Annotated in this window: 20 protein-coding genes and 1 tRNA gene; 10 read left to right on the forward strand and 11 right to left on the reverse strand. The window is 51.8% G+C overall.

Features of this window, described 5'->3' with window-relative positions; all coding sequences use genetic code 11:
• Complete coding sequence (locus AAGD24_RS03000; RefSeq protein ID WP_379866488.1) at window positions 1-3,408, forward strand: DEAD/DEAH box helicase family protein; 3,408 nt, start codon at window positions 1-3, stop codon at window positions 3,406-3,408.
• Here AAGD24_RS03000 and AAGD24_RS03005 read toward each other — a convergent pair.
• The 4 genes from AAGD24_RS03005 to AAGD24_RS03020 form a co-directional block, all read right to left on the reverse strand.
• Window positions 3,397-3,660: a hypothetical protein gene (locus AAGD24_RS03005; RefSeq protein ID WP_379866490.1), complete on the reverse strand. Its 264-nt coding sequence runs from the start codon at window positions 3,658-3,660 to the stop codon at window positions 3,397-3,399. The genes AAGD24_RS03000 and AAGD24_RS03005 overlap by 12 nt on opposite strands.
• A gap of 130 nt (window positions 3,661-3,790) precedes the next feature.
• The gene (locus AAGD24_RS03010; protein WP_379866492.1) at window positions 3,791-5,830 is read right to left on the reverse strand and encodes an ATP-dependent helicase; all 2,040 of its coding nucleotides are present in this window, start codon (window positions 5,828-5,830) and stop codon (window positions 3,791-3,793) included.
• Window positions 5,827-6,813: a hypothetical protein gene (locus AAGD24_RS03015; protein ID WP_305937432.1), complete on the reverse strand. Its 987-nt coding sequence runs from the start codon at window positions 6,811-6,813 to the stop codon at window positions 5,827-5,829. Before AAGD24_RS03015 ends, AAGD24_RS03010 begins: the two co-directional genes overlap by 4 nt.
• A gap of 319 nt (window positions 6,814-7,132) precedes the next feature.
• Window positions 7,133-7,209: transfer RNA gene (locus tag AAGD24_RS03020), tRNA-Arg, on the reverse strand.
• 644 nt (window positions 7,210-7,853) lie between these two features.
• Here AAGD24_RS03020 and AAGD24_RS03025 point away from each other — a divergent pair.
• Window positions 7,854-8,042 (forward strand): hypothetical protein, encoded by a 189-nt coding sequence (locus tag AAGD24_RS03025; RefSeq protein WP_379866494.1) that lies wholly within the window; start codon window positions 7,854-7,856, stop codon window positions 8,040-8,042.
• A gap of 196 nt (window positions 8,043-8,238) precedes the next feature.
• Here AAGD24_RS03025 and AAGD24_RS03030 read toward each other — a convergent pair whose 3' ends face one another.
• Together AAGD24_RS03030 and AAGD24_RS03035 are read right to left on the reverse strand one after the other, a co-directional pair.
• Entirely contained in the window at window positions 8,239-9,678 is a 1,440-nt protein-coding gene (locus AAGD24_RS03030) for a PepSY-associated TM helix domain-containing protein (protein WP_379866496.1), read from the reverse strand.
• A 136-nt stretch (window positions 9,679-9,814) separates the two neighbouring features.
• A complete protein-coding gene (locus tag AAGD24_RS03035) occupies window positions 9,815-11,341 on the reverse strand; it encodes an Ig-like domain-containing protein (RefSeq protein ID WP_379866498.1) in 1,527 nt (508 codons plus the stop codon).
• A 241-nt stretch (window positions 11,342-11,582) separates the two neighbouring features.
• Between AAGD24_RS03035 and AAGD24_RS03040 the strand changes: the two genes are divergently transcribed.
• The 7 genes from AAGD24_RS03040 (at window position 11,583) to AAGD24_RS03070 (ending at window position 18,133) form a co-directional block, all read left to right on the forward strand.
• Window positions 11,583-11,996: a hypothetical protein gene (locus tag AAGD24_RS03040; RefSeq protein ID WP_379866500.1), complete on the forward strand. Its 414-nt coding sequence runs from the start codon at window positions 11,583-11,585 to the stop codon at window positions 11,994-11,996.
• Window positions 11,997-12,371: 375 nt separating this feature from the next.
• A complete protein-coding gene (locus AAGD24_RS03045; protein WP_379866502.1) occupies window positions 12,372-12,815 on the forward strand; it encodes a plastocyanin/azurin family copper-binding protein in 444 nt (147 codons plus the stop codon).
• Window positions 12,816-12,827: 12 nt separating this feature from the next.
• On the forward strand, window positions 12,828-13,544 hold the full coding sequence (locus tag AAGD24_RS03050; RefSeq protein ID WP_379866504.1) for an RNA polymerase sigma factor: 717 nt from the start codon (window positions 12,828-12,830) through the stop codon (window positions 13,542-13,544).
• A gap of 34 nt (window positions 13,545-13,578) precedes the next feature.
• The gene (gene ovoA / locus AAGD24_RS03055) at window positions 13,579-15,807 is read left to right on the forward strand and encodes a 5-histidylcysteine sulfoxide synthase (RefSeq protein WP_379866506.1); all 2,229 of its coding nucleotides are present in this window, start codon (window positions 13,579-13,581) and stop codon (window positions 15,805-15,807) included.
• A gap of 109 nt (window positions 15,808-15,916) precedes the next feature.
• Window positions 15,917-16,453 (forward strand): metallophosphatase domain-containing protein, encoded by a 537-nt coding sequence (locus AAGD24_RS03060; RefSeq protein ID WP_379866508.1) that lies wholly within the window; start codon window positions 15,917-15,919, stop codon window positions 16,451-16,453.
• A 571-nt stretch (window positions 16,454-17,024) separates the two neighbouring features.
• Entirely contained in the window at window positions 17,025-17,462 is a 438-nt protein-coding gene (locus AAGD24_RS03065; protein WP_379866510.1) for a hypothetical protein, read from the forward strand.
• Between the two features lie 272 nt (window positions 17,463-17,734).
• Window positions 17,735-18,133, forward strand: a complete 399-nt coding sequence (locus AAGD24_RS03070) for a VOC family protein (protein WP_379866512.1) — start codon at window positions 17,735-17,737, stop codon at window positions 18,131-18,133.
• Between the two features lie 413 nt (window positions 18,134-18,546).
• Here the strand turns inward: AAGD24_RS03070 and AAGD24_RS03075 are convergent, their stop codons facing one another.
• A complete protein-coding gene (locus AAGD24_RS03075) occupies window positions 18,547-19,740 on the reverse strand; it encodes a multidrug effflux MFS transporter (RefSeq protein WP_379866514.1) in 1,194 nt (397 codons plus the stop codon).
• 350 nt (window positions 19,741-20,090) lie between these two features.
• Between AAGD24_RS03075 and AAGD24_RS03080 the strand changes: the two genes are divergently transcribed.
• Window positions 20,091-20,450, forward strand: coding sequence for a hypothetical protein (locus AAGD24_RS03080; protein WP_379866516.1), 360 nt, complete (start codon window positions 20,091-20,093; stop codon window positions 20,448-20,450).
• Between the two features lie 77 nt (window positions 20,451-20,527).
• On the opposite strand, the gene AAGD24_RS03085 is transcribed toward AAGD24_RS03080, so the two are convergent.
• The 4 genes from AAGD24_RS03085 to AAGD24_RS03100 are packed head-to-tail and all read right to left on the reverse strand — an operon-like array spanning window position 20,528 to window position 24,130.
• The gene (locus tag AAGD24_RS03085; protein ID WP_379866517.1) at window positions 20,528-21,397 is read right to left on the reverse strand and encodes an amidohydrolase family protein; all 870 of its coding nucleotides are present in this window, start codon (window positions 21,395-21,397) and stop codon (window positions 20,528-20,530) included.
• The gene (locus AAGD24_RS03090) at window positions 21,394-22,101 is read right to left on the reverse strand and encodes a 4-carboxy-4-hydroxy-2-oxoadipate aldolase/oxaloacetate decarboxylase (RefSeq protein ID WP_379866519.1); all 708 of its coding nucleotides are present in this window, start codon (window positions 22,099-22,101) and stop codon (window positions 21,394-21,396) included. The genes AAGD24_RS03085 and AAGD24_RS03090 overlap by 4 nt, the downstream gene beginning before the upstream one ends.
• Window positions 22,098-23,123: an amidohydrolase family protein gene (locus AAGD24_RS03095; RefSeq protein ID WP_379866521.1), complete on the reverse strand. Its 1,026-nt coding sequence runs from the start codon at window positions 23,121-23,123 to the stop codon at window positions 22,098-22,100. The genes AAGD24_RS03090 and AAGD24_RS03095 overlap by 4 nt, the downstream gene beginning before the upstream one ends.
• Window positions 23,124-23,170: 47 nt before the next feature.
• Window positions 23,171-24,130 carry a D-2-hydroxyacid dehydrogenase family protein gene (locus AAGD24_RS03100; RefSeq protein ID WP_379866523.1) on the reverse strand — a complete coding sequence of 320 codons (960 nt, stop codon included), beginning with the start codon at window positions 24,128-24,130 and terminating at the stop codon, window positions 23,171-23,173.
• Window positions 24,131-24,143: the final 13 nt, after the last annotated feature.

The raw sequence follows: 24,143 nt of genomic DNA on the forward strand, positions 1-24,143 counted from the left end.
ATGACCAACTTCGCCTTCCTGCCCAGTGACTTCAAGGATCTGAGTCAAGCTGCCAAGCTAGCGGAAGGCCATATTCTCGGTGACCCCCGCGCCGCCTGTTTCCATGCTCGTTTTGGCTTGGAGTCGGCGGTGCACTGGCTTTATCGCCACGATGCCAGCTTGCGGATGCCCTATGACAACAAACTGGGCGCGCTATTGCACGAACCTACCTTTATGAATCTGCTGCCTGAGGCGGTCTTCCAGAAAGCCCGGGTGATTCAGAAAGTCGGCAACATTGCCGTGCATCAGACCAAACCGATCGAAACCCAAAGCGCCATGCAGGTAGTGAAGGAACTTCATCACGTCTGTTACTGGCTGGTGCGCACCTATGCCCCCTCGGCTTCCCGCGAGGGTGCGGCCTGGCGTGATGATCGGGTGCCGCAACCGCTGGACAAGGCGGAGGCGGTTCCGCGCGCTGAACTCAAGGCACTGGAAGAAAAGCTGGCCGCCCAGCATGAAGCTGCGCTGAAACAGCAGAAAGAACGAGATGCCTTGGACCACGAGCTTCAGGCCCTGCGACAGGAGTTAGCTGCCCTGAGAGAGGCCCGTGAGCAGGAGCCGGATACCCACGACTATACCGAAGCGGAAACCCGTCACTACCTGATCGACCTAGAGCTGCACCGCGCTGGCTGGCCCCTGGACCAGTCGCGGGATCGGGAATACGAAGTCACCGGGATGCCCAACGATAAGGGTATCGGCTACGTGGACTACGTGCTCTGGGACGATGATGGTAAACCGCTGGCGGTGGTGGAAGCCAAGAAAACCACCGTGGATGCGTTGGTGGGCCAACAACAGGCCAAGCTCTATGCAGACTGCCTGGAACAGATGCATGGCCAGCGGCCGCTGATTTTTTACACCAACGGCTACGACACCTGGTTGTGGGACGATCAGGCCTATCCGCCTCGGCAGGTAGCCGGTTTTTACAAGAAAGACGAACTGACTCGGCTGATCCGTCGTCACGAGAGCAGAAAGCCGCTGGATGTCGCAACACTTGATACCAATATCGTGGAGCGCTATTACCAGAAGCGCGCCATCGGTAGCATCTTTGAGCAGCTTGAAAGCTCTCAACGCAAAGCCTTGCTGGTCATGGCGACGGGTACGGGTAAAACGCGAACGGCCATAGCACTAGTGGACGCCCTTCAGCGAGCTAACTGGGTCAAGCGGGCGCTGTTCCTCGCAGACCGGGTGTCGCTGGTAAAACAGGCGGCCAATGCCTTCAAGAAGCACCTGCCTGAGTCCAGCCCGGTCAACCTGGTTACGGATAAAGACACCGAGGGGCGGGTCTTCGTTTGCACCTACCCCACCATGATGGGGCTGATTGATGCCAATGCAGGCCCGGATTCGGATGAGGCGCGCTTTGGCGTTGGCCATTTCGACCTGATCATCATTGATGAGGCCCACCGTTCCGTCTATCAGCGTTACAAGGCTATTTTTCAGTACTTCGATTCCCTATTGTTCGGTCTGACAGCTACGCCCCGTGAACAGGTAGATCGCAACACCTACGATCTGTTTGATCTGGAGCAGGGTGTACCCACGGATGCCTACGAGCTGGAGAAGGCCGTCAGTGACGGTTACCTGGTTCCGCCACGGGTTCAGCAGGTGGATCTGCGTTTCCCCCGGGAAGGCATTGATTATGAGGCGCTGGACGAAGACGAGAAAGAGCAGTGGGAAGAGCTGGAATGGGGCGACAATGTCCCGGAAGGCACGCTGATTCCCGAGAGAGTGAATGCCTCTGCGCTGAACAACTGGTTATTCAACAAAGATACCGTCGATAAAGGGCTTCAGCACCTGATGGAGAACGGCCATCGTGTGGAAGGGGGCGATCGGCTGGGCAAAACGATTATCTTCGCCCGCAATCAGGACCACGCCGAGTTTATCGAGAAGCGTTTCAACCATCATTACCCCAAGCACGCAGGGCAGTTTGCCCGGGTGATTTCCTATAAAGGCACCTATGCCCAGAGCCTGATCGATGACTTTTCTCTGAAGGACAAGGCGCCTCACATTGCCATTTCCGTGGACATGTTGGATACCGGCATCGACGTTCCTGAAGTGGTGAACCTGGTGTTCTTTAAACCCGTGTATTCCAAGATCAAGTTCTGGCAGATGATCGGGCGTGGCACCCGGTTATGTCCGGATCTGTATGGGCCGGGGGATGATAAGGCGGATTTCCGGATTTTCGACTTCTGCTACAACTTCGATTTTTTCCATGAAAACCCCAACGGAATCGATGCCGCGGGCAGTGAGCCATTGAGCGTTCGCCTGTTTCGAGCGCGTATCGAGCTGCTGGGGCAGTTACAGCAAGTGCCCGACCTGGACCCGGATTCAAAGGTAACGGGTAACCTGACCGAAGGTCTCTACAGCGAAGTCTCGGCGATGAACGAAGAGAACTTCATCGTGCGTATGAAGCGTGAGCAGGTAGAGCGCTTCAAGGACAGGGCAGCCTGGGAGCAACTCAGCGAAGAAGACCGGCAAGTTCTCAGCAATGATGTGGCGGCTTTGCCCACGGAGCTGGAGTTCGACGACCTGCGCTCAAGGATGTTCGACTTAACGGCATTACGGCTTCAACAGGCCGTGCTAACAGGGGACGACACCGCCTTCGAGCGCCACCGCAAAAAAGTAATTGAAATTGCCATGCTGCTGGAAGAAAAAACCGGTATCCCGGCTGTAGCCAAGCAACTGGAATACCTGCAGGCGATGCAGGATCCCACGTTTTGGCAAAGCATGGATGTACCGACGCTGGAAGAGCTGCGTTTGAAGCTCCGGGGCCTGGTGCCATTTCTCGATAAGCGTGAGCGCAAGGTCGTCTATACGGATTTCAAAGACGAGATTATAGGCGTGCGTGATGATCCTGCGGTCCCGATGCCAAGGATGACCAGTGTTCAGTATGAGAAGAAGGTTCGCGACTACCTGACGAGCCACCTGGACAACATCGTCATCCACCGGCTGAGAACCAACAAGCCGCTTACGCAGCAGGACCTGGAAGCTCTGGAAGACATGCTGGTTCGGCTGGGAGAGGACGATGGCAAAACGCTGCTGTCCGGCTTACTGGAAAGAACCGGCGCGCCTTCGTTGCCTTACTTCGTGCGAAGCTTGGTTGGGATGGATGAAGCGACGGCAAAGCAGGCGTTTTCAGAATTTCTCTCAGACACAAGCCTGACAGGTTCCCAGATCCGATTTGTTGAGACACTTATTGAGCAGCTGGCCTCTCGTGGAGTGATCGAGCCTTCCGCACTCTATGAGCCGCCTTTTACATCAATTCATGCTGGTGGTCCGGAGGCGTTGTTTGCGGGCAAGGATCATGTGGTTGAGGGTATTTTTGACGCTATCAACGATACTCGACCGATGGATGGCCAAGCCTCAACTGGGTGATTGAGTGTCGTGTTTCAAATAGAGGGTCTCTCCAGTGCTGTCGACATAGTGGCTCCAATGCCTCATGCCATCCACATAAATTAAAATGTAGATCTGGTCGTTGTATGTCTCGGGTAAATCAAAGCTGATTGCCCCATCCGACCCCGTCTCCTCTCCCGCGTCCATAAAATCATATTCGGGAGCGCTGAAACCGACATGAACTCCGGGTAGCACGTCGCCTTCGTGGTTTTCTATGATAATTTTCAGCTCCATTATCCAGCCCTTATCTCAAGTTAATGGGGTATATCAAGAATGACTGTTTGCCTTCTTCTATCGTGCTCCAGTTCGGAGAAGCTATTCGCTTCTACCCGTTCCAAGGCATCAAGACATCGTTGTCCCTTTCCTAGACTTTCAGGCGCTGAAGATCCCTCAGATACCATTGATGAAATTTGCTGAACTCTGACTTCATCTTGTCGACTGTATGGTTAGAGATCGCATCACTGGTTTGCGCACAGGCAGTCGAGCCCGCTTCGTAAACAAAGCGTGTAGCAGTATTTGATCCTTTCGGTGAGGAATCCCAGCCGTTGTTGAGCCATTTGGTCAGCCTCTCATCAGCTGGAACCACCAAGTTAAGTTGCCGCTTGGTTCGGGTTATTCCGACATAGAATAGTCGGCGCAGTTCCTCAAGTTCTTCTTTTGTCAGGGGATCATCTGAAGATGCTGGCGATTTGTAATCGTTATCGGGCTTGCCACCAGGAAACTCTGCCTCATGTAGACCAATGACCACTACATTGTCCCATTCCAGGCCTTTAGCGCCGTGAAGCGTAGACAATACAAAGGGCTCACAGTTTTGAAACGATTGCCCGGGATGCAGAATGAGACTTAGAAATTCCTTGGCAGTTATTTGGGTTGACTCCAATAGCTCCTGAATCCTGACGATACCGCGTTGCTGATCGTTTGATCCTGTGCGAGATACTCCCTCCGAGCCAACTCCCTCAATGAGTCCTGATTGTCTGAGGTGCCAGAATACTTCAACCGCTGGCGTATTCTCGTCAGCTGAATTTCGGATAGTGACGAACTCGTCAAACCGCTTTTTCTGGTGGCCATAGTTTTCAAGTACCCCTCCCAGAACAGTTAACAGATCAGCCTCGGGGGCTGACAAGAGATCAAGCGCCTTTTTGAGTTGGCCCTTATTCCATTTGAAGTCGGCATTTCTTAGAAAGCCATTAACCAGAGCATGCTGATTCGAATGACCTTCAAGTGAGCTTAGGTCGCCATAAACACACAATGACATTCCTATAACCAGCAGTCCGATCTCCGCCCTGGTGTGTAACGAGGAGGAGCCACTTAAATAGCGATATGGCAATCCGCATAAGCGTAATGCGATCTCGGCTTCGGCCAGATTCGCCTTGGTACGCGAGAGGATAGCCTGAGAGCCGTTTTCTAATGGCAGATGTGACAGCACTTTGGATAAACAGTCATCGAAATGTAGTTTGACCCTAGTTCTCGGAGTGTCAGGGTGGCTGACACACAGCTTGGTCAGTTTTGCGGAGTTACGCCGAATCACTGAGTTGGCCATCAAGGAAAGTTCATGACCGAAACGAAAAGTACATGAAAGATGAAAGATATTCGTGTTCTCGAAGTGCTTTTCAAACAGGCCACCGATAAAGTCAGGCCGGGCACCTCGCCACTCATAGATACACTGATTAATATCGCCAACAGCCATTACTGATGTATCGGGCTTGGCCAATAGGCGGACCATGTTGTGCTGAATCAAGTTAACGTCCTGATACTCATCAACAATGATGTGCGTGAAGCGTGTTCCTAAATCTGAACTGCTTTTTAGCAAGGATGCAGCCTCGATCAGGCAGTCATCGAAGGTGCGGAAACCATTTTCTTCAAGCAGATCGCAGTATCTCTTGTATGCTCTGACATACTCTGGTTTGACAGTGCTGAAGGCTGGGTCTTGAGCCGCATCATCTGCTGTCACTGCTCCTGCACGGCATCGAGCGATGAAAAGCTCCAAATTTTCAAGGTCATTGGACTGAATGTAACTCCCCTCATACGCGAATCCATCTCGGTATGCCTCTTTCACCAACTGACCGTAGCGATTGTCCTCAGGAGTGAGGAGTGTTTTCTTTTTTATAATTTCCTTATTTTCACCGTAATGGACGATTTTCAAGGCGAGACTATGAAAAGTACGGGCTTCAGGGATTGCTTGAGCCCCAAGGGCCACTTTTAATTTTTCTGTGAAGCTCTGCTGTGCGGATTTGTTGTACATCAATATCAGAATTTGGCGCGGATCAACTCCAGACTTGGCCAGCCGCTCAACGCGTTTAACCAGCGTGGTTGTCTTGCCACTGCCAGGCACGGCCTTAACCAGGGCATGACCTCTCTCATGGGCGACAATTCTTTTCTGTTCCCATGTTAGACGCTTCTTCATGGGCCGGACTCGTAATTAATGCACTGGCGAGCCTCGGTATACGGAACCAGCTTGGCTTTACTATTGCAGTGCATATAGCCGCTGTCCCACTGACTGGCGTGTTTGCACATGAGGCAGTTGGGAAACAGCGAGCCCGGATCTGCATGGCGCAAAAAGGAACGCAGATTGTCTGACAGCTCGGTTAAATTTACCGACCTGGGCCATGTGTTCGTGGATGAATTTGCGAGCGGATCTACTTCACTGAATGGCAGTGTTTGCTCGTTCACTCGGCCAGAATTGCTTAGGCTCCAGACGGACATCGCAATATCACCATAGGTGCACGGGGTGCTACAGACGTTCACTGTTTGAGTCGGAGGACGCCAATTATAGGCGTTAAGACGTTTGTCATTGATTGAATAGGAACCACTGAGCAGCATCTGGATATCGGCTACGGACTCAATCTTAAATTCTATGATTGGAATGCCAGTTTCGATCTTTTCTTGAGTACAGGAGTGCGTAACACAGATCTCCACATAACAGCGCTTGTTGCCTGAAAGATCGCTGAGCATAACGTCCGGTTTCAATCCTGTATTACTATCGTGCCTTTCCAGTTGTACTTGGTCGAAGAATTGCGTCAAGTTGTAGCATGCAGGCACGCCTTTCTGGCACTGAGGTTTCTCGTTTCTGAGCAACTTCAAACGAGCGCTATTGCAGTAAACGGTTCGTTTGAGTTCCAGTCTAATAGGTGTCGACTCGGTGAGCGCCTGTTTGTAACAGTAAAAGAAGGCTTCTTTGGCACATCTGTGAAGGTAACTCTCTAGGGCACAACATTCTTCGGAATGGCGGAAATGCTTTGCATTGATTTCGCCCAATACCGGGGTTAAGGGGCTTCTGCATTCTGGACAGGTGTAGGTATTCGATCGCTCGGCATCACTGATGTGCGTGAAAATGCCCTGATCATCCAGAGCGTAAGCGTATTGTACTGGGTTGTCTTGTGTCGTCATTACACCGTAGCCTCCCAGAAAAAATCATTCAAGACCAGGCCTTGAGATCGGTTAATGGCCATGAAAGATATCAGATTGGTCTGGGATTAGCCCTTTCAGTGCAAAGGTCAAAGTTTTTAATTGCTGGGAAGCGCCGTAATAACCTTGGACACACCATGGACACAATTTGGACACAGACTCTATTTCGTGTGCCAAACAGAACAATTTCATAAACCGGGCAAAGGTCATTACCTGATTTGAAACTTGGGTGATTTCGGATTTGGGAATCGGGAGTGCTCAGGAAGATCGGGAGCTGTAACGTGCTGATCTGCCGTTAAAATGGCCCGCCCGAGAGGATTCGAACCTCTGACCTCCGCCTCCGGAGGGCGGCGCTCTATCCAGCTGAGCTACGGGCGGTTTTCAACAAAGTTGGCGTGTTTGACCGTTGCCTTCGGTTCCGGATTTTTTCTCTGACCCTTGCCTCCGGAGGGCATAGGTTTGGCTAGGGTTCCAAAGGCCCAGTAGGTGTTAAATCGTTGTAAATACGCCAAAAATCTCGGAACTCAAAGGAAGTTTTGCCCGATTAAGATCGACGTGAGACAAAACAAGTCGAACGAAGTTAGGCACAGAGTGTCGGATTTGCCGCTTCAATTATGACCATTGCCTCACGATTCCCGTGGGTTTGATTGTTGAGCGCCTGCTATTAGAAATCCCCAACAGAGACTACATTTCGTGGGCGCTGTCGCGTTATCAGAATGTCACAAACGGCCCATTGCCAAGTCGGAATGAAATAGCCCTTCCATCAGAAATTCGGGTGGCGATTGGAGGCCCAGAGAGAGTCGTGGTTTGTTTGCCCGCACCTGAAGCGCCAAGCTTAATCTTGTTGCGTGAATGGTGCCCTTTGAGGAACAGCAAGAGTTAAGGGAAGGTGAGCTGCTAAACCTCATACGGTTGAGGTAGACTAGGAGATGATGTGCTTCTAATCTTCGTGGCGATCGACGAATGCTCCGAGATTAGGTCGGCATTGCACAGTTTTCCCGTCAGCTCTGGAGGAAATTGATATGGCTACCACAGCAGAAAAGCTTCGTGAGATGCGCCGCAATGCCGGTAAGAATCACGACAAAATCATTCGGACTTTCTACGACGAGGTGAACGCCCAAGAGCTTGGTCAGCCTTTGCCGTACGCGATTAGAGGTGAAGTGTACATTGCGGATTCTGAAGGTCGGATGATAAAGCTCGACTTGAAATAGCCCCCTCAATTTCCGAGGATGTTCCCTTGGTAGTTTTGCAATGCAGCAGAAGTACGAAGTTTCCCACTCCTTCCCTTCAATCTTTTGAGCTTCTAGAGTCTGAAAGATAAACGTGTTTTTTCTACATCCAAATGAGGTGGCGTGTTGATTGAGCTGTTGGATTCGACGCTACTGGTGGACTTACCCCGGTCCACTATCAGGCGATCTCACGGAGACGTTTTTCGCGGGCATTCTTTAACTTTTGAACAACAAAATAATCAGTTATCCAAAGAATGATCAGTGAAAGCCCAACCATTGGGAACGCTACGCCGACGCACCAGAGTACCACTTTCCCCGATTGCAGTTTCTTGTTGGTATCTAGAACGTTTGTCGCCAACTGGGTTTCCGGATGGCGAGTTGTGCGCTTCCACCACAGGTAAATGCCGACTGCAGGCAGGCTCAACACCGCGATGCAAACGAGCAGGTTTAGAGCAATGTTTGCATGGCCCATCAGTCCCATGTGCAGCGGGATAGATACCGCCATAACTTTACCCCCTAGCGGGTATTGCGAGAACTGAATATCAGCTAATAAGTCGCCTGAATACTGATCAATGTGTACAGTTCGATCTGAGAAAGGGTTTTTGGCGTCACCGTTCATTGTATCTTGGCTGATCGTCCAGACGCCTTCAGCGCTTTGAGGATATTTGATTCGATAACGACCGCCGAAACCGGTCTCAATACCTACTTTATTCACGCCTTCGATATTCAATGCCGTGGAAGCCTTTACGGTTTCACGATGGTGATGGCTTAAAGACTTTGGCACTGGGCTCTGTTCTAGAGTCCAAGGAACAGGGCTCAGGCGTTCGGTGTCTGAGGAAGAATGATGATCATCGTTAACGAACGTCATTCCCCATTTTTCGGCAGGGAACGTGTTCCAGGCCTGCACAAATTTACCGCCCCAGATACCCGTCCAAGACATTCCAGACAGCAAGAACAATAAAATGAATGCGGCGGAGTAAACACCTATGACCTGGTGCAGCTCTCTCCAGAATCCGCGTCCTCGTCGTTTAAAGTTTGGTACAAAGCTAGCGTAAAGTCCCCCGCCGTGAGGCCACCATAGGTAGCAACCAGATATCAATAACAAAACCCCAAAACCCGCGACCACCTCAAGAACAATATCGCCCACGGTTCCAAGCATCAGCGTTGAATGGATAGATTTCGCAATGTCATATAAACGATCGCCTTGCCACCACGCTCTAATGACCTCTGGGGAGAACGGATTAACGGCTACCATCATTGTGCCTACACCAGGCTGTTCGATCGCAAACACGTTCGCGTTCAGTTGCTCCTGTCCTACCAATACCTCGATTACGCTACCATGAGGCAGTATCTGACGTGCGGTTTTTTCTTGCACCGACAAGCTAACGGGCGCTTTCCCGGCTTCTGATTTCACGGGTATAAGTTCGCCGTTCACGCCGGAGGTAAGCGCAGACAACATCATGATGAGACCGGTTAGTGCCAGAACCATCAGGAATGGCCCAACCACAAGCCCCGTGTATAAGTGCCAGCGGGAGGCAACCTGGTAAAGTTCTGCTGGTTTTTGGGCGGCAGGTGTTATGCCCCCACCAATGTCCTGTTCAAGGGGAGATTTCATCATTTAGGTTACGTTCACGTTCCGAGGTTTTAACAGGGCTGTGCTGAGAGGCCTGAGCAGCCATGAAGGCATATCTCGAGCCAGAGTTTTTACTGCGGTTGTTCGAAGCAACCGCAGTACACCTTTCACTTTCAGCTCATCATAAGGACTTCAAATATTCGACGAGATCGCTCTGCTGATCCTCATCGAGACCAAGGGATTTTCGGTCGTTATAGAGTGTGACGACATCGGCAAGCGTTGCGGCCATTCCGTTATGGAAATAGGGCGGGTGTTGCCAGATGCCTTCCAGCGGAGCTGTACGGTACATTTTGGTTGCACTTCGCGATGCGTACCCCGGAGCTCCGTCGGGCTCGGGTTCACTCACAACTTCCGATGGATCATGCAAACGACTATTCGCGTCTGTGAACTTCGGCCCGCTATGGCAGGAAGAGCATTGAGCCTGGCCATTGAACAGTTCCTCTCCACGGGCTGCAGCGGCAAGGTCAAACGAACCTTCGGGAGGTTCTGGCGAGAGCAGCGACAGTTGATAAGCCTGTAGCGCGGGAAGCTTATCTGTTACACGGTCCTCTGTGCCGTTGGTTACATTAACTCCGGTTCTCGGCTCGTAGAAGGAACCTTCCCCACCCATCTGAGTGACAGCGACGTATCGGTTCCAATAGGCGATATCGTCACCATCTCCAGTGGATGTTGTCTTTTCAATACCGTTTAGACCAAACGCAGGCGTGATGACGTGGGGACTGCTGATGCCGTCCTGATTGAACCTGGCGTCGTACATCCCTGGTCCCCAGGAATTGTAGATGTCTTTTTGTGCGGGAGTAAGTGCAGGCGACAAGGCAATGATGGCCCCCGGGTTCAGGTCACGGTTGGCCCATCCGTCAAGCCGTTTGCCAATCCCGGGGGCAAAGGAATCATCCACGGTCGAATGGCACAACGCGCAGGTCACACCGACCCTGGTGAGCGTATCCACGCCGTTCACCTCCTCCACGGTGCCTTTGACACCGACTACCGCATCCAGCTTGAGTAATGCAACGGTGGTTTCAGGTGATTCCAGATCGATGGTTCCTTGGGCGATTCCATCAACTACCGCTTCGGGAAGTGCTTCAGCATCCACTTTCAGTCCCACAGAAAGGGCTGTGACCGGATCAACGGCTGACTGAATGACATCGTGCATTTCCAGTAAATCCGTCCAGAAGCGCTCATCTCCAAAGGTGTCATAGCGGAATATCTCTTTTCCGAGCGCAAGAGTTTCCGGGCGTGCAGTAGTCCCAAACGTCCATCCAAAGACTTTTCCAAGCGCGTTATTGGACGCATCCTCCACGTCCGCAGCAATCTGTACCTCGCAGTCCTTGTTTTCGGGAAGGAGAGTATCTGGGGCTAAAACAACGGTCCTCGCGTTGTTTTGGAAGATGACATCGGCAAACGTGACCTCCGATTCGTCACATTCAAGGCGAACCTCGGCGGCCGAAAAAGTAGCGCTCTCAAGGGAGCGGTTAAAGGTGATCGCAACCTGGGTGTCAACTGGAATCAGTTCAGCCCCGGCTGCCGGGCTGACGCTTTGCACAGCGAAAGGTGTCGAACCTCCATCACTGCACCCACCCAATGTTGCGATACCAATTGCGCCCACCAGGGCGCCTACACTCTGTAGGTGTTTCTTATTGCTGTTCATATCCCGTTTCCTTCATTAGGCCGGTAACGGCGCACGTAAGTACACCCAAACCCTGATTATTCAGGGCTGGCTAAAGCGACAGATGCACGAAATTGGAAAAGGTTACCGAAAGCGTACGGACGTTGGGTGGCACTTAAATGCATTGCCTTGATGGCACTATCGACAAAAAAGCCTGAAACCTTTCCGTCAGAGCTGCATCTGGTTCATTGCCACATTAATTATTCACGAACGAGGAATGGCTATGAAAAAGTTACTGATCGGTTTGTTGGGTATGAGTCTGGCGGCCGGCGCGTTGGCCCATGACGAAGACAAGGTTGCCCAAATGCCGCCGGAGGGGCCCTATGTTCAGGTGAGCGATGTGTTGCCGCTGCCTGCATTCCTGCCGGGCCTGGGGACACTTTTCGTTGATCCGGACACTTTGCCCGCCGGTCCTTTCTTGAGCTATGACCACGATGGAAAGTTGTCGGCTACCGTCTACATGACGCCCCTTGATGAGTTGAAAAACGGTGTCGCTTACGATGACCTGGCGATCGGATCTCATGAAGTGACGGCTGTTGACATCTACTACAACGCAGGGCATCCCGGCGTGGAAAGTCCGCATGCTCACGTCGTGCTATTCCACGACAAGGGTGCCAAAGATCGTTTGGCCAAATAGGCGACAAGTTGTCTCCCTTTTGGTTATCTGAGAGCACAAGGAGGGTCTATGGCATAACACGGCTGAACTGGGTTGGGATCGCAGGCAGAACGCTTACTTGGGTTTGAATGAAACGGGAAAAGCATGCAAGACCAACCCTGGCTCAGCCTGGGTGCTGAAACTTACGCCCCTTGTTTTGCGAATAGAGGTCGTTGATGACCATAGGAATTCAAAATATTTGTACGTTTGTCGCGTAACCTTTTTGAAATAAGAGCATCTGATCAGTAAGACGTTTCTCAAATGCCGATTGGACTGCCCGCCGGATATCTGACTATGAACTGTTCAAGGCGTAGATTTCTGAAGTTGTCGGGCTCGCTATTACTTCTGAGTAGTGGTGTGACTGAGGCTGCTGGCGAAAACCAGGTTGTTATCAAGATGCAAGGCACACCCAGAGGCGAAAGGGTTTGGTTTGGTCCGAAGGGGGTTGCGGTAGATCCAGGCACAACAATTACCTTCGTCAATCAGGATCCCGGGAATTCTCATACGGTGACCGCGTATCACCCAGAGTATTTTGATCGGGTGCGGCGGATGCCAAAGGCTGCCAAACCGTTCGATAGTGGTTATTTGCTTCCGAACCAGAAATTCAGTCTGACGCTGACGATTCCTGGTGTTTATGACTATTACTGCGTGCCGCATGAAATGGCGGCTATGGTTGGGCGGATCGTCGTTGGAACGCCTGAAATGGTGGATTGGGATAGTTCCGCTCTGCGTGCGGGCGGAGTGAGTAGGCATGTAGCGACTCAATTCCCTTCGATCCGCGATATTGTTAATGAAAGCTGACAAGGTCTTGTTATGAAAATTTCTGTCGATTCCCTATCACCCAAGCCCACCATTGGCTTGCAAACCTCTGAATACGAGCTTGTAAGACTGGCAAAACAGGGGCATGAAACGGCTGTAAGGGAGGTGATCAGAAGGCTTAATCCGCGTCTGTTTCGTATCGCCCGAGGCATTATGGATAACGATGCCGAGGCCGAGGAGATCGTCCAGGAAACCTATCTCATTGCCTTTTCCCGCATTGCCGAATTTCGTGGGGATGCGAAACTCTCAACCTGGGCCACTAAGATCGCTTTGAATGCTGCCCGAATGCGATTGAGAAAACGTCATCCGACCGAAGAATACGACTCGGTCTCGGAAGAATTTCATCAGGAAGCATCAGTCATAGCGTTTCCAGGCAGCAGACAACGTTCCCCTGAAGACGAGCACGGGGTTGCACAGTTCCGGGAGTGGTTAGAGGCATCAGTATCTGAACTGCCTAGTCACCTTCGGGTTGTGTTTGTTCTCAGAGAGGCAGAAGGGATGGCGTTGGCCGACATCGCATTGGACCTCGGTATTACCGTTATGACGGTCAAAACACGCCTGTTCCGCGCAAGGCGATATCTTAAGTCGTTACTGGAGTCGCGTATCCAGGGTGGGTTTGAAACGGTCTATCCATTTGATGGCGCCCGTTGCGCCCATATGGCGGATTCCGTTGTCGAGCTGCTTGCTGATTTTATCCGTCCTCCCAGTTAGTGATTGTCCTATTCGTGCTCAATTGAAGATCTAAATGCGGTTTGTAGTTGTCCGACGCTCATTCACCGAAAGGGCAGCTACTGTCAAATTTTTTGAGGTGTTAGTGTCGATGGACTCCGTTGCTCCAAAAGTTAATGCTTTCATTCAGTCCGAAATGAACGGTGACTTCTTCCCGAGATCTGTGAATTTAGTAAAAGGGCCAGTGGACACCAAGCGAAAGGAAATTCTTTATACATTCCAAGAAACGTTTGATAGGTACGAGTCCCTGTTCACCCTTTTAAAAGACGAACAGGCGTTCTATGAAAGACCCATTGCTCTGCGACACCCACTGATCTTTTATCTCGGCCACACCGCGGTATTCTTCATCAATAAATTATTGCTGGCGAAGGCCATTGAAAAACGGATCAATCCGAAGTTTGAATCGATGTTTGCCGTTGGCGTTGACGAGATGAGTTGGGACGATCTCGATGAATCCCATTACGACTGGCCGCCGTTGGAGGAAGTGATGGCCTATCGGAGAACGGTTCGAAAAATCGTCGCCAACCTCATCCGAAGCCTTCCAATGTCATTGCCGATTGATTGGGATAGCGCCTTTTGGCCCATCCTCATGGGGATTGATCACGAACGCATTCATCTCGAAACATCGTCGGTTCTTCTGCGTCAACACCAACTCTCCCGGGTGAAAAAGCACACTCTCTGGTCGTCGGTGCCATATTCGGGCAGCGCACCGCCCAACGAACTTCTTCCCGTGTCCGCCGGCACAGTAACCCTTGGCATTGATAACCAGGCCGAGTATTACGCCTGGGACAACGAATACGGGACACACGAGGCCGAAGTCGAATCCTTCGAGGCATCGAAGTACCTAGTCAGCAATCGGGAATTTTTCGACTTCTTCAAGGATAACGGCTACCTCACCGATAAGTATTGGTCTGAGGAGGGGCTGCAATGGCGGGAATTTTCGAACGTTTCCCGTCCTACGTTTTGGGTTTGGCGTGGTGAGTGGCATTTGCGTCTGTTAACCGAAGAGGTTCCGATGAGATGGGATTGGCCCGTCGAGGTGAACTTTCACGAAGCGAAGGCTTTTTGTGTTTGGAAGTCCGAGAAAACCGGATCTCCGATTCGCCTGCCAACGGAAGATGAATGGTATCGACTGGTCGATGAGGCCGGTGTAATGGAGCTCGCGGATGAGCGCGCGAAGAGCAATCTGCACCTGGACTATGGGGCGTCTTCCTGTCCGGTCAACTGGTTCCAACACGGTGCCTGGTTTGATGTGGTGGGCAACGTTTGGCAATGGACCGAAACTGCGACTTACCCCTTCGAAGGCTTCAAAGTCCACCCGCTGTACGACGATTTCACGACGCCTACGTTTGATAACCAGCACATACTGATGAAAGGCGGGTCCTGGATCTCAACGGGAAACGAGGCACGACTGTCATCTCGGTACGCATTCCGAGCGCATTTTTTCCAGCATGCGGGGTTCCGGTATATAGCCTCGAACGCTTCGCCGAAACAGCAATATGTGCCTTATGAGCAGGAAAACGCGATCTCAAAGGAACTGGATTTTCACTACGGTCCAACCTATTTGGGGGTTTCCAACTTTCATCAGAACGTTGTTGAAGAGATGCTGCCCTTTGTACACGGACGAGGCAGGGCGTTAGACATTGGTTGTTCGTGTGGCCGGTCCAGTTTCGAGCTCGCACGACTGTTCGAAACAGTGGAGGGCGTGGATTTCTCCGCGAATTACATTCAGAAGGCCTGGCAGATCGCCGAAACCGGACAGGTCCGCTATGTTGTCCCTACTGAAGGCGACCTGGTCGATTACCGGGAAGCCAATCTGAATGAGCTGAGCCTTGCCGAAACCGCGTCAAGGGTTCACTTCAGCCAGAGCGATGCGTCCAACCTTAGGGCATCGTTGGTTGGCTTTGACCTGATACTGGCCTTGAACGTGATCGATCGTCTTCATGACCCCGTGCAGTTTCTGACAGACATGTCCACGCGTCTCCATGAAGGGGGCATCCTTGTGATTGCCTCATCCTACGATTGGGATCAGCGTCTGACACCGAGAAAAAACTGGTTAGGCGGTTTCAAGAAAGACGGCGAGTCCTTGACTACCTTCGAAGGACTCAAGCAGAAACTGCAGCCCTGGTTCGAGCTGATAAACCAACCTCAACACATCCCCTTTGTGCGGCGGGAAACCCAGAATCGATTTGAGCTTGTCTACTGCGAACTGACGATCTGGAAGCGGCGGATGTTTGATTCCTGACTCGCCGGCAAACCATGCCACAATGGATATCGAAATAAATCTAGAATCCTCACATTCGATATTCATTAACGCGAGCTGATGAGCCAGTCTGGTACAACAAGGGAAGCTTATGAGATTGGTGTGCATTTCCGATACGCATGGTTTTCATGAACACATTCGTCCTATTCCTGATGGTGATGTGCTGATACACGCCGGAGATGCTCTTGGACGCGACACTTTGGAGAAACTGGAGCAGCTTGATGCCTGGTTTGGCCGTCAGAGTCATACGCACAAAATCCTCATCGCGGGCAACCACGACTGGTGTTTCGAGAGAGAACCAGAACAGGCGAAAAACTTTGTGACCAATGCTGTCTATCTGCGGGACAGCGGTGTCGAGCTGGATGGTTTGCGATTCTGGGGAAGTCCTTATACACCGGCCCACCTCAATTGGGCCTTTAATAAGGAGCGCGGAAGCGATATCGCCGAACACTGGGATCTAATCGCTCAGAACACAGATGTCTTGATTACCCATGGTCCACCTCATGGCATGTTGGACATGGTGTGTGGTCGGAAACGATTCCTCAATGTTGGATGCGAGGATTTATGGAAACGTGTACAGAAACTCTCTCTCAAAGCGCACCTTTTTGGGCACATCCATGAATGCTGAGGTATGTGCGAGTTGACGCCGAGGGCGGCACCGCTTTATGTGAACGCAAGCATATGCAGTGAACGATTCGAACCGGTTCGTTCTGCTGTCGTTGTCGATATCTAGAAGCAGCTTAGCGGCGCCAATCTAAAGAAATACATAACATTATTCCCGAAAATTATCCGGAATGTACCTAGGTCATCTCCTGCCGGGTAAAAACCTTCCTGTTCACTATTTTTTAAAATATATTGAGTTAAAACTGGTTTGTTATTGAGGAGCTGAGAATGAGAAACCTACTGATTGCATCAAGTTGGGGTTTAAGTATTTCTGTTTTGGGCTTTTTTGTTTCAGTACTCATAGCCTATCCCTGGGCATCGAGATTTTCGCTAATGGGTCAGGTCATCGCTCATATTTCGATACCGCTATGGGCGGCCGGCGTTAAACTGTTTTATGTGTTGCGATTGGATGTCACGAGGAACATGGATCAGAGTTTTAATAAGCTCGTCAAGAACTCATGTGGTGCAGAATAATAGATCCAATAGCCTGTAATGCCTTCGCTTTAAAAGATAATGAAGCATAGGTGGAAATGTATATGTACACTGCAAATTTTTCATTCATGAAAAACTACAAAATACGTTCAGTAAGAGGGCTTACTCTTTGGAATGGAGAACTCTTTTCAGAGGGGTTAATATTGGATAATTCTGCATGGTTTTCGGCAAGGAAAGAGGAAGAAAAAGAGTGGGCAGAGAAGGCCTTTTACGATTATATAGTAGCCGGAATGAAACCGACTGTTTATGGCATAAGGTTATCCGCTTCTATTCCCATTTTATTTTACATGAAGGGGTTATATAAATTTGTGCAAGAGCTGTATCGAGCGTGTCCTCTTGGGCTCGATTCATATTCAATACGTGAAATGATCCGACAAGATTTTATAGAGTACAGTTACGATCTTCCGTTTAATGGAATACTGGTGAGTGAGGGTCATTATCTTCTGTGGAACTTCGAAACTTACTCAGTTTCTATTGATTAGAGTGAAGTTTTGACCAGCGGATCACTCTAGTATTTGTCAGACCGCTTCGTCTTTGAAGTCGGGGGATAACGTTGGCTTTTGGTGATAATTTCTCCTATGCTCTAATTGTAGGCTGGGAATTCCTACCACAAAGGTATAAGTCCAATAACAAATCAGTGTGTCCATATTTTTTAGAATAGCACTCCGGCCTAGCCTGGAGCCTTCACTTGACACCTTTTTCAAGACGTCGCTAAACAAAAGTGCTATGGTTACACCGAAGAGTGGAATGCAAAATGCGTATAAAAACATCCAACACGATCTTGTATTGTAGGAAATGGAAGGAATGTGTCGCCTTTTATAAAGACCAAATCGGGTTGCAGGTAACGACTTATCTTGACTGGTTTGTTGAGTTCAAATTAAATGCCGTATCTCGTATAAGCATTGCAGATGAATCAAGAGCCTCAGTTGATAGCAATGACGGTAAAGGAGTCACCATTACACTCGAGGTAGGTGATATCGAAGCTGCACATATATACTTGAATGAGGTAGGTCTTTCTCCCTCACCTATAAAATATCATTCTTGGGGCGCAAGGGTCATTCATATTCACGATCCGGAAGGTAATCGGATCGAATTCTGGTCTGTAAATATAGGAGTTGAGGAGGCTCTGAATGAGTCTAAAAGCCAGCGATGATATGGCCATCGCCAACCGCATATGATTCGGTGTCGCCATGGATCAGATAAACTTCTCCGAAGCCGAGTGTCAGAACAAAAAGGGTGAGGTCCGTTGACCTTTAATGCACTAAAAGTTTCAGTTTCAGCAAGTTCGCCTGGTGCATGGAGTGGTTTTTCGATCAACGATGGCGAGGTGGTTATCCCTGAACAATATCGTTGGCCAGCGTCGGGAAACGCAAAGCACCGATCAGTAAATCAAGGCCAAAATCCAGTTGGCACAAGATGAAGCGGTTAATCTGATTCGGCATGAGGGACGTCCGCGTTGGCGGCATGTTGCCAATGAACGAGACAATGCACTGCTTCTCAGGCCGCATTCCTCTGGTTTGCCAATATGCGCTGTCGTTCGTTGATTAATCAGTGCTTCCTGAGGACTTAAACCACCGTGCCCTTTTCAGCAGCTACCGCTTGCGGTGCCCCTAGGACCAGGGCCATTGCACAGGCTGAGCATATCAACATACTAACTACTATCGGTACCAGGGTGTCGCCACCAAATGTTGTGGACAGGGCACTGATGCCGCCAGCAATGGTGTACTGTGAAGCACCCAACAAGGCAGCGGCAGTTCCGCCGATATGAGGAAAGAACTCCAGAGCATTTGCCATGTTGTTAGGAATGATACCGCCCTGCCAGCCAACAGCGAGAATGATGCAAGCGGCTACCAACCAGAGAGGGCCGCCGAGACCAACCACAGTTACGAGGGCCACAAGTGACAAAAACTGTAGTATCACCTGAATTCGCAAAAGCTCGACGGATACATATTTTCTCAGAAACCAGCGATTAATCAGATTCAACATTGCCATCAGGGCAATATTTGCGGCAAATAAGATGGAGAACATGCCGTTTGAAAGGCCGTACCATTCTTGATAAATGAACGAGGAATGGGTTATGAACAGTAACAGAGTACTGAAACATAGGGCCTGAATGCCGACAAATCGCATTGTCGCTTGATGCCGGAGGACCCGCAGGTAATTGGTAATCATAGTATGAATCGGAGTGTTTACAGGTGGCCTTCGTTGCAGCCGGGGAAACAGCGCAAATCGCAGCGCAAATGCAAGTAAAATGGCATAGCCTGCCAAGAGCAGGAAAATGTCGTGCCAGTTCCCTATAATCAGTACCAATGCCCCCAAGAATGGTGCTGCAGCTGGTGCGATAAACATGGTGAGACCGATCAGTCCAAACAATCTCGCTGCCTCCTGACCGCCGACTTGGTCCCGGACAATCGCTGGTACCGAAACGGCACAGAATGCACCACCGATACCTTGAGCAATACGCCAAAGCACCAGACTCCCGAGCGAATCAGCCTTTGAAATCATCACGGCTGAAGCAGCGAAAACCGTCAAGCCTACGAGCAAAATGGGGCCCCGGCCATAGCGATCGGATAGTGGGCCACCGACCAGTTGCGCTAATCCTAAGGTACCTACATATGCGCTAAGCGTCAGCGCGAGGTCACTATGAGAGACCCCTAGGTCGTTTGCAATAGTTGGGAATGCTGGTAGATAAGCATCAAGCGCTAAAGGCCCTAGGGCTACGGTCATTCCTAGCAGTAAAGCAAGCTGAGAGTGCGACAAATCCGCCTCCTTAAAAGGTAAGAAAGTTCACGAAGACGATGACATTACGTTTGATGATGACCCACCGTTTTGGCGTATTTGACCTCTTGGCTGGGTGGCATCCAGGAACGAAGATGGAACCGTGTCGTGATCGCCTGTTACATAAGCGGGCACGGAGTGATCTGTTTTGCTGTATGGCATTCGCCCTTCCTTGGCCAATATGCATAGCATTTAGAATGCCGGCCTGTTCAGCAAAGGCTATAACTTGGCTGTTTACATGGGCTCCTAAAAGATTCGTCTTTGCTGTTACGAAGACTCCGTGCTTGGCGGGAATACCCGTGTGCCAGTCCCGGTTACCTGGAACTTGCGGTATGCCTCACACCTTGGCTGAACTGGTGGATCACAACTGTCTACTCGGCCCCAATTCCTGCAGAGTGTTCAGCGAAAACGGCGAGCGAGAGGAGTTAAAATTCACACGCAACTGGCGCTCCAACTCCGTTCCGGCATTGCTGGACGCCGTGAAGACAGACCCAGGATTTGCTCAGCTTCAGGACTACTACCTGGATCCGCTGCGGGCCCGTAGCGATCTGGCAACAATGCGGACACAATATCGCGCACGGTATCTGACTTATCTACCCAAAGGTATAACAGCGCTCTACGAAGCTGCAGGTGTTGAGCGCTTTACTGTTAGAGCGGTTCGGGGACGACCTTCCTTAGTACGCGTCGTCTGAAAAGGCGCCGAGATTTGATGGATGGACATCTCGGCTTTTCGGATTAGGCTGCTTTCGCTCGATGTTGAAGCGTTGGCTTAATCAGCCCAGTAGAGACGTTCAGGATTGTCTACGAGTATGCGGGTGCGCAGGTCGTCGTTATCCGTGAACCGGGCGAATAGATCCACCAGTTCGCCATCGTTGGGCATGTCTCCACTGATGTTAGGGTGGGGGAAGTCAGTGCCCCACAACACCCGGTCCGGCGCGGCTTTAATCAAAGCGCTGGCGAACGGAATGGCGTCTGCGAATGGTCGCCCGGCTTTGGAGATGCGCTCGGCACCGGATATCTTTACCCAGGACCTCTCGTTGTTGCGCATCAATGCTAGCAGCTCCTGAAAGGGCGGCTGCTTGATTCCGTCGGCAACTTTTGCCCGGCCCATGTGATCGATAATGAACGGAATCGGCAGGGAGTTCAGCAGAGGCAGGTAGTACGGGATATCCTGGGCATCGAGGTGCAGTACGACGTGCCAGCCCAGGCCCTTCACCCTGTTGACCATGCGATCGAAGACATCGGGATCTGGTGCGCCACCGAGGTGGGCGACAAAGTTGTATCTTATGCCGCGGACCCCGCCCAGGTGTAAGGCTTCAAGCTCCGCATCCGTAACGTCGCCGCCGACCATGCCGACGCCACGGTATCGGCCGTTGCTACGGGCGATTGCATCCATCATGGCGCGGTTGTCGGTGCCGTGGCAGCTTGCCTGTACTATGACTGCCCGTTCGATTCCCAGATGATCGTGGAGGGCTCGCAGGGTCTCGAATCCGGCATCCTTGGGCGTATAGGTGCTGACTGGCGAATAGGGAAAGTGGTTGGCCGGGCCGAAAACATGGCAATGGGAATCGCAGGCGCCCGCGGGCATTTTATAGGCTGGGTTGACTGGATTCTCATCGTAAGGTTTGATGGTTTTCACTGTTCCTGCTCCTGCTGTTTTTGATTGATATAACGGAGACCTGCCTCAGCGAGACGGTCTCGCATGCTGTACATGTCCAACCCTAACTCTCCCGCCGCGAGGCGCTCGCGCTTGTGTTGTTCTTTGGCCTCCCGCGTTTCCGCCATGTCAGCGACTTTGCTGGCTTGAGCCGAAGGTACCACCACGACACCGTCGGCGTCGGCAATGACTACATCCCCGGGGTGAACCAGACAGCCACCGCAGACCACCGGAATATTTACTGACCCGATGGTCTCTTTGATGGTGCCTTTTTGTGAAATAGCTCGTGACCAAACAGGGAAGCCCATCTGTTCAAGATCAGAGATGTCCCGCACACCTGCGTCTATAATCAACCCCTTGATGCCCTGGGCCATGAATGAAGTCGCCAATAAGTCGCCGAACATTCCGTCGGTATTGTCAGAGGTTAGTCCCACGACCACGACGTCGCCGGGTTGGGCAACCTCTGCAACTACATGCATCATCCAGTTGTCGCCGGGATGGGCCAGCACAGTCACCGCCGTGCCGCAGGTTCGGGCACCTTTGTAAATGGGGCGCAGGTAAGGCCGCATGTGTCCCAGTCGCCCCTGTGCTTCGTGTATTGTTGCCACACCCAGGCGGGACAGTCGCTCGACAGCGGCTGGGTCGGCGCGTTCGATTGACTGGTAAACTACACCTAACTCGGTCATGCTCGCTTCTCCAGTGCCGCCGCAAGCCGGGGATAGACCCGGAGTGCATTGCCTTCGAATATTTTCTGTCGCTCCTCTGCGGTAAGGCCGCTTACGTCGTCTACGTAGCGCCTCGTATCATCAAAGTAGTGCCCGGTCTCCGGGTCGATGCCCCGCACGGCGCCGACCATTTCAGAACCGAACAGGATGTTGTCCACCGGGATAACACGGGTCAGCAGATCGATGCCGGGTTGGTGGTAGACGCATGTATCGAAGAAAACATTATTCAGCAGCTTGTCTTCCAGCTTCGGAAGCTTCATATCCTGGGCCATACCCCGGAACCTCCCCCAATGATAGGGCGCGGCACCGCCGCCGTGCGGAATGATGAACTTCAGCGTAGGAAAGTCCTTGAACAAGTCGCCCTTTAGGAGCTGCATGAATGCGGTGGTGTCCGCATTCAGGTAGTGGTCGCCGGTGGTGTGAAAGCAGCTGCGACAGCTCGTGCTAACGTGCACCATGGCGGGAACATCAAGCTCCACCAATTTCTCGTAGAGCGGATACCACCAGCGGTCAGTTAACGGTGGTTCTTTCCAGGAGCCGCCCGACGGGTCCGGGTTGAGATTCGCTCCGACAAATCCGTATTCTTCAATACAGCGCTCAAGTTCCGAAATGCAGTTTTCCGGAGGCACGCCTGGGGACTGCGGTAGCATACAGGCGCCAATGAAGTTGTTCGGAAACAGCGTAGTGACGCGGTGAATCAGGGTATTGCAGATTGATGCCCAAGTCTCGCTGGTATTCGCGTCGCCGATATGATGTGCCATGAAGCTGGCGCGTGGCGAGAAAATAGTGACATCTGTCCCGCGCTCCTGCTGGATGCGGATCTGTGCGTTGAGAACACTCTCCCGCAGCTCGTCGTCACTAATCACGAGCTCTCCGGGGGAGGGCGCCAGAGCTGGATTGGAAAGGCTGTCGATCTGGCGCTTGCGCCAGTCCGCCAGCGCTTGGGGCGCTGTCGTGTAGTGGCCGTGACAATCGATAATCATGTACCCACTCCTTATAGATTTTGTGATGATTCGGTGTAGAAAAACGTTTAGGTAGCCACCGGGCCCCTGATGACGCCCAGTGGCCGGCCTGCCGCAAAAGCAAGAACCTGATCAAAAGCGGTGCCGAAGTACGACTCGTAGTGATCACGTTCGACATAACCGATGTGCGGGGTGCAGAGCGCATTGTCGAGATGCAGGAGGGGATGGTCCGTCACCGGCTCGTCTTCATAGACATCCACTGCGGCAAAACCCGGTCGGCCGGCTTTCAACCCTTCAACGAGAGCACCCGGCTCGATCAGCTCTGCCCGACTGGTGTTCACCAGAAGCGAGGTCGGCTTCATGCCGGCAAGGTCGGCTTTAGTAACCAATCCTCGAGTCTCGCCGGTCAGGCGCAGATGCAGGCAGAGCACGTCGGATTGTTCGAACAGTGAGGACTTCCTGGCGGTTGTATCGAAACCGTTTTCCCTAGCCCGGCTGATCGAACCTTCGCGCCCCCAAATCAGGACGCGCATGCCAAAGGCCCGGCCGTACTCGGCAACCATACTGCCTATTTTTCCATATCCGAAGATCCCCAGCGTCCGCCCATGCAGGTTGGCTCCCAGCCGGGTCTGCCAGTGTCCGGACCGCATGTTCTCGACCTGTTCGGGAATATACTTCATAGCGGACAGGACCAAGCCCCAGGTCAGCTCCGCTGGCGCTGTTGGCGAGCCGGCCCCTGCGGTTACAGTGACCCCCCGGCGCTCACAAGCATTGAGATCGATGTGAGCGATGCCGCCGCCGGTCTGGCTGATCAGGCGAAGGTTCGGCAGACGGGTCAGGAGCTCTTCTGTAATGGAGGTTCGCTCGCGAATCAGCACAAGCGCCTCGGCCTCAGCAAACCGCTCCGCTAGCTCGTCAACAGACTTCAGAGTGTCCTGGTACACCCGTACGTCGTGCCCTTGGAGTTTCTGGAAACAGTTCAGTGTCGGCACCGCCGACTGGTAGTCATCTGGAATGATTATGATCATGTGCTTTGTGTCT

Source organism: Marinobacter sp. M5B (assembly GCF_042604615.1).
GTDB classification, from domain to species: Bacteria; Pseudomonadota; Gammaproteobacteria; order Pseudomonadales; family Oleiphilaceae; genus Marinobacter; species Marinobacter salarius.